The 4,834-nt window shown below is 70.7% G+C and carries 7 protein-coding genes; 1 reads left to right on the top strand and 6 read right to left on the bottom strand.

Annotation, left to right across the window (positions count from 1 at the left end; translation table 11 throughout):
• Nucleotides 1-476 (top strand): Zn-binding domain-containing protein (locus D0D37_RS45770; RefSeq protein ID WP_162834810.1); only part of this gene is annotated, 476 nt, incomplete at its 5' end.
• A 46-nt stretch (nt 477-522) separates the two neighbouring features.
• On the opposite strand, the gene D0D37_RS45765 is transcribed toward D0D37_RS45770, so the two are convergent.
• The 6 genes from D0D37_RS45765 to D0D37_RS45740 all read right to left on the bottom strand — a co-directional run.
• On the bottom strand, nt 523-1,143 hold the full coding sequence (locus D0D37_RS45765; protein WP_116206812.1) for a bifunctional DNA primase/polymerase: 621 nt from the start codon (nt 1,141-1,143) through the stop codon (nt 523-525).
• Between the two features lie 1,427 nt (nt 1,144-2,570).
• Nucleotides 2,571-2,933, bottom strand: coding sequence for an Rv3654c family TadE-like protein (locus D0D37_RS45760; protein WP_116206811.1), 363 nt, complete (start codon nt 2,931-2,933; stop codon nt 2,571-2,573).
• Nucleotides 2,930-3,268: a TadE family type IV pilus minor pilin gene (locus tag D0D37_RS45755; protein WP_116206810.1), complete on the bottom strand. Its 339-nt coding sequence runs from the start codon at nt 3,266-3,268 to the stop codon at nt 2,930-2,932. Before D0D37_RS45755 ends, D0D37_RS45760 begins: the two co-directional genes overlap by 4 nt.
• Complete coding sequence (locus tag D0D37_RS45750) at nt 3,268-3,432, bottom strand: DUF4244 domain-containing protein (RefSeq protein WP_116206809.1); 165 nt, start codon at nt 3,430-3,432, stop codon at nt 3,268-3,270. The genes D0D37_RS45755 and D0D37_RS45750 overlap by 1 nt, the downstream gene beginning before the upstream one ends.
• A 30-nt stretch (nt 3,433-3,462) precedes the next feature.
• The gene (locus D0D37_RS48700) at nt 3,463-3,873 is read right to left on the bottom strand and encodes a type II secretion system F family protein (RefSeq protein WP_341868020.1); all 411 of its coding nucleotides are present in this window, start codon (nt 3,871-3,873) and stop codon (nt 3,463-3,465) included.
• 281 nt (nt 3,874-4,154) lie between these two features.
• Nucleotides 4,155-4,834 (bottom strand): type II secretion system F family protein (locus D0D37_RS45740; RefSeq protein WP_116206807.1); only part of this gene is annotated, 680 nt, incomplete at its 5' end.

The raw sequence follows: 4,834 nt of genomic DNA, 5'->3' as shown, positions 1-4,834 counted from the left end.
GTGCCGGGGCGGAGATCGGTGGTGCGGTGGGACCGGTGGGGACCGGGGGTGCTGGCAGAGCACCGGGGGGCGCCGGTTTGCTTCCGGCGCGCGTCCCCGGTGCCCTGCATGCCGCCGAGCACGCGGCGATCGGCCTGCTACCGCTGTTCGCTACGTGCGACCGCTGGGACATCGGCGGGGTGTCTACCGCGTGGCACGAGGACACCGGGGAGGCGACGGTGTTCGTGCACGATGGGCATCCCGGGGGTGCGGGGTTTGCCGACCGCGGTTATGCCGCGATTGTCCCGTGGCTGGCCGCTACGCGGGAGGCGATCGTCTCCTGCGAGTGCCCGACGGGCTGCCCGTCCTGCGTCCAGTCGCCGAAGTGCGGGAACGGCAACGATCCGCTGGACAAGGCAGGGGCGGTGGCCGTACTGGGAACCGTGCTCGGGGCGTTGCGTCAGCACGGGGAACAGTGTGGCCACGGTGGAACGTGAAGACTTTCTTCGGTTGTCGCGTGCTGCCTGCCGGGGTCGAACCGGATCAGGCGGCGGTGCTCTCGACCAGCATCGGGGCGTGCTCGTCGGCGAGGGCGCGGACCAGCACGTCCTGCACCTCGGCGGCGGGCGGCAGCTGCCAGCCGCACACCTCCGGCTTCACGCGCCAGTGCACGACACCGTGCTGGAACGGCGACGGCGGCAGCGGGATGTAGCTGCCCTTGCCGTGCCACTGCACGGAAATCTCGTCGGCGAGTTCGGCGGGCACGTGCTCGGCGGGCGAGGTGAGGAACAGCCACCGGCCGTTCGGCATCGCGACGATCGGGGCCGGGTGCCCGATGGCCCGCAGCAGCCGTGCGGCGCGCTTGCCCAGTTCCTGGTCGACCTCGACCGCGTCGAGCACGGTGCCGGTCGCCACGAGCAGGCTGTGCGTGCGGTCGCTGAACCAGCTGGCGACTTCGTGGGCGTGCGAGCCGACCAGCTCACGCCAGTCCTCGCGCACCGGCACCGGCCGACGCCAGGTCAGGTCGTCCCCCTCCGCGGTGATCTCTTCCGGGGTCGCCCCCGGAAGCACCGGCCAGCCGCGCCAGGCGAGGCCGATCGCCTCCGCACGCAGTTCGATGCGGAAGGCGTTCCGCCAGCTGTCCGGCCAATTCGCGTCCAACATTGCTTTCCTGCCTTCGAGGTCCGTTTTTCGCGCCGTCCAGGTCGGGGCCGTGGTGGCGCATGTCTCACTAAACGGCAATTTGCACATTGCCGGGAAGACTCCGCGCGACAACCGGCCGTTACCGAGCGATGAACGCCCGGTAGCCCACTGTCCGACCGATAACAACGCGCCGATCATCGGCCGCTGGCCCCGCCGTCCGTCCCGCGAGAACGGGCCCACCACGGGATTCGACACTTTCTCGCCCTTCCGCACTCCCACTGACGCATCCCGCCGAACAGGTCGCCGACCTGGGGGTTTGACCGTTCGGCGTGCGCCAGCGACCGCTGCTCGTGTCGTTCGCCACTCGTCGCCGATGCCGGAAAAGTCCGGACGGGCGAGGGTTCCGGGGACCGGTCACCAGCCCGGCTCCCCGCCGACGAGCGGTTCCGGTGGGTGACCGAAACACGGCTGGCGACGGCGCACGGTGACGAGACGGGAAGGGTGCGGAGGGGGCGGCTGGCAGGTTGCAACTCCCTTCGGTCGGGGTGGGCTAGGTGGATTTGCGCGGCTGGTCGGCGGGGCGGTGGCCGGTCGCCGTGGCAAGCCGCGTAGCGGGCTGGTGATGGCAGATAGGACAAGTCGCGGGCTGGGTTCGTTGCCCGGTTGGCTTGGCGGGGCACCGGGCTTGGTTCCCGCTCGCGGTGGCTGATGGCAGCAGCCAGCCGCGACATCGGCTGGTCGGTGCCGGGCTTGACCGCCAATTCGGCGGGCTCGGGGGCCGGGTGGCTACCGGGCCAGCGCGGGTTCCTGACGGCAGCAGCCAGCCATGACAGCGGCTGGTCGGTGCCAGGCTGGGCTCATTGCCCAGTTGGCTTGGCGGGGTGCCTGGCTTGGTCCACGCTCACGGCGGCTGATGGCAGCCATGACATTCAGCTCGCCGGTGCCGCGCTGGGCGCCGGTTCGGCGAACTCGCGGGAACCAGATGGCTACCGGCCAGCGCGAGTTGCTGACGGCAGCAGCCAGCCGCAGCATCGGCTGGCCGGTGCCGGACTGGGCTCATAGCCCCGTCGGCTTGGCGGGACATCGGGCTGGTTCACGCTCGCGGCGGCTGATGGCAGCAGCCAGCTGCGACATCGGCGGGTCGGTGCCGGACTGGCCGCCAGTTCCGGCGGCCTCGCGGGAACCGGGTCGCTACCGGGCCAGCGCGAATTGTTCACGGCAGCCACCAGCCGCGACATCGGCTGGCAGGTGCCGGACTGGCTGCCAGTTCTGCGGACTCGCCGGAGCCGGGTGGGCTACAGGCCAACTCGGGTTGCTGGCGGCAGCAGCCAGCCGCGGCATCGGCGGGTCGGTGCCGGACTAGCCGTCAGTTCGGCGAACTCGCGGGAGCCGGGTGGCTACCGGGACAGCGCGGGTTCTGACCGGGCTGGCCCGGAGCGGTTGTCTGGCTAGGGAGGCAAATCGACTGGACCGGCGCGGGCTTTTGCCGTTGGGGGTGGCAGGCCGGGGATCGGGGCGGTGGTGGCGCGGACTTCGATGTAAGCGTCGCGGTTGTGCCAGCGACAGCTTGTCATCATGGCGCGCTCGTGGTCGGCGACCTCCTGGGCTCGGGTACAGGCGATGGTCGGTCCGGCGGCGGCGTGCGCGGCTGCGGCTAGTGCGCCCAGGTCGGCGGCGGCTTCGGTGCGGTGGCGGGCGGTGATGGCGGCGGCTAGCCACCACACCAGGACTGTCAACGCGATCAGGGTGGCGGCGGCCAGGGCTGTCCAGATTGTGGCGACTCCGGCGTCGGGTGGTTGTTTTTGGGTCATGGGGTTGGGCCTGGTTCGACGATGGCGTAGGCGGTTGCGCTCAGGTGGAGGGCCGCCAGGGCATCGGTGGTTACTTCGGCGGTGAGGCCGTCGCCGGTGCGGTGGATGGTCAGGTGCGCGCCGTGCGGGGCGATCGTTTGGACCACGGCGTCGGCGGCTCCTGGCTGTCCGACCGCGGTGAGGCGGGCGGCTTCGCGGGCTGCGTCCAGGCATCGGAGGTGCCCGGCGATCGCGCTGGTGCCCGCGAGCAAGATCGCCAACACGGCGGTCAGCGCGCCCAAGGACAGAGCGGCTTCTACCGTGACAAACCCGCCGTCCCGGCGACGGCTGGCCATCAGGTGGCCACCGTCAGGGCTCGTTGCACTAGGCCGGCCAGCGTGGCGGAGACCGAGTCTCCGCTGAGCAGCACGTAGAGCGCCACGGCGAACGCTGCCGCGGCTACCGTGCCGATGGCGTATTCGGCGGTGGTGGTGCCCTCGTCTCCGGGCAGGAACCACATGGTCGGTTGTCCTTCCTCTCGTGGATGGGTTCACAGCAGGCCGCCGATTCGCCCGGCCAGGCCGAGCACTACCGGCAGCACGCCGAGGGCGAAGAACGCGGGCAGGAAGCACAAACCGACCGGCAGGGCCAGGGCGACTCCGGCTCGTTCGGCGCGTTCTTCGGCTTCGACGCCCAGTCCGTCGCGGATGCGGCGGGCCAAGTCGTCCGCGGTCGAGGCGAGTGCTGCTCCGGACCGCGCGGTACGGGTGGCGGCTACTGCCAATTCGGCGAAGCCTGGTCTCGCTCGGGTCGATGCCCAGGAGGGAACTGGGTCGGCGCCTAGGGCTAGAAGGTTTGCTGTTGCGTGCAGGGCGTTTTCGGTGACCGGCGGCGCGCCGGGCGCTACGGCTTCCAAGGCGGTCGGCACCGGCATTCCGGCGCGCAGGCAGGCGGCGAGCATGTCTAGTACTGATGCGGAACGGAGTCGTTCTGCGACGTCGTCTGGGTTTCTGGGGTGGCGGGAGCGGCGTAGGAGCCACCAGGAGCCTGCTCCGGCGGCTAGTCCTACTGGGATTCCGGCGAGGACGGTTGCGGACACGGTTACGACGATCGCGGCGGCGGGGTGCCAGATCTCTGGGCGAAGGGTGCGGTGTGGGCGTTTGGGTCGGGACAGGTGCCGGGGTGGGGCGGTGTTGGGCCAGAGCAGTAACGCGGTGGCGGCTAGGGCGAGGGTCAGCGCGGTCATGGGGTGGCCTTGCGGTTGGTCAGGGTTCTTGACCAGGCGGTGCCTGCCCATAGCAGAGCTGCGCCTGCGACCAGGAATGCTTGTCCGATAAGGGTTTCCGTGAGGACGGCGAGTGGGTTGGCGCCGATGAGCTGACCCATGGCCAAGCAGCCGACGGGCAGCACGGTCAGGACTATCGCGCTCATGCGTGGGCCCGCCATTTTTGCGTGCAGGCGGCGGGTGAAGGCGACTTCGGCGTCGACGTCTCGGCGGGTTGCGTCGAGGGCGTCGGCGATGGGCAGGCCGTGGCGGCGGGCGAGGTTCCAGGATTGGGCGACCGCTGGGAGTGCGGAGGATTCCAGGGTGCCGTCTAGGCGGGCGGCGGTGGAGAGGTTGTGGAGTTCTGCGCCTAGTTCGGGGACGGCGTCGGCGGCTGCTTCGGCGGCGGTTACTGGGTGGGCACCGGCGCGGAGTTCGGAGACCATCGTGCGGAGGACGGTCGAGGTTCGCACCGCGCGGGTCAGGGTTTCGGTGGTTTCCCTTCTGCTGCGCCATTCCTGGCGGACGGCGAGGGTGAGCAGGGCGGTGGCTATCGCGGCACCGATTCCGCCCAGTGGCAGGGCGAGGGCGGCTGGGGCCAGCCAGAGCGACTGGCGGGGAGGCATGGGCAGGTGCAGGTGGAGGCGGGGTGCCGGAA

Source organism: Amycolatopsis circi (assembly GCF_003385235.1).
GTDB classification, from domain to species: Bacteria; Actinomycetota; Actinomycetes; order Mycobacteriales; family Pseudonocardiaceae; genus Amycolatopsis; species Amycolatopsis circi.
The sequence above is the reverse complement of the archived record's forward strand: the minus strand, read 5'-3'. Positions and strand labels throughout refer to the sequence as shown.

Bases quoted from the DNA above. Each gene is read 5' to 3' on its own strand.
- D0D37_RS45760 (WP_116206811.1), bottom strand. From the start codon at position 2,933: ATGACCCAAAAACAACCACCCGACGCCGGAGTCGCCACAATCTGGACA.
- D0D37_RS45765 (WP_116206812.1), bottom strand. From the start codon at position 1,143: ATGTTGGACGCGAATTGGCCGGACAGCTGGCGGAACGCCTTCCGCATC.
- D0D37_RS45750 (WP_116206809.1), bottom strand. From the start codon at position 3,432: ATGTGGTTCCTGCCCGGAGACGAGGGCACCACCACCGCCGAATACGCC.
- D0D37_RS48700 (WP_341868020.1), bottom strand. From the start codon at position 3,873: ATGCTCGCCGCCTGCCTGCGCGCCGGAATGCCGGTGCCGACCGCCTTG.
- D0D37_RS45755 (WP_116206810.1), bottom strand. From the start codon at position 3,268: ATGGCCAGCCGTCGCCGGGACGGCGGGTTTGTCACGGTAGAAGCCGCT.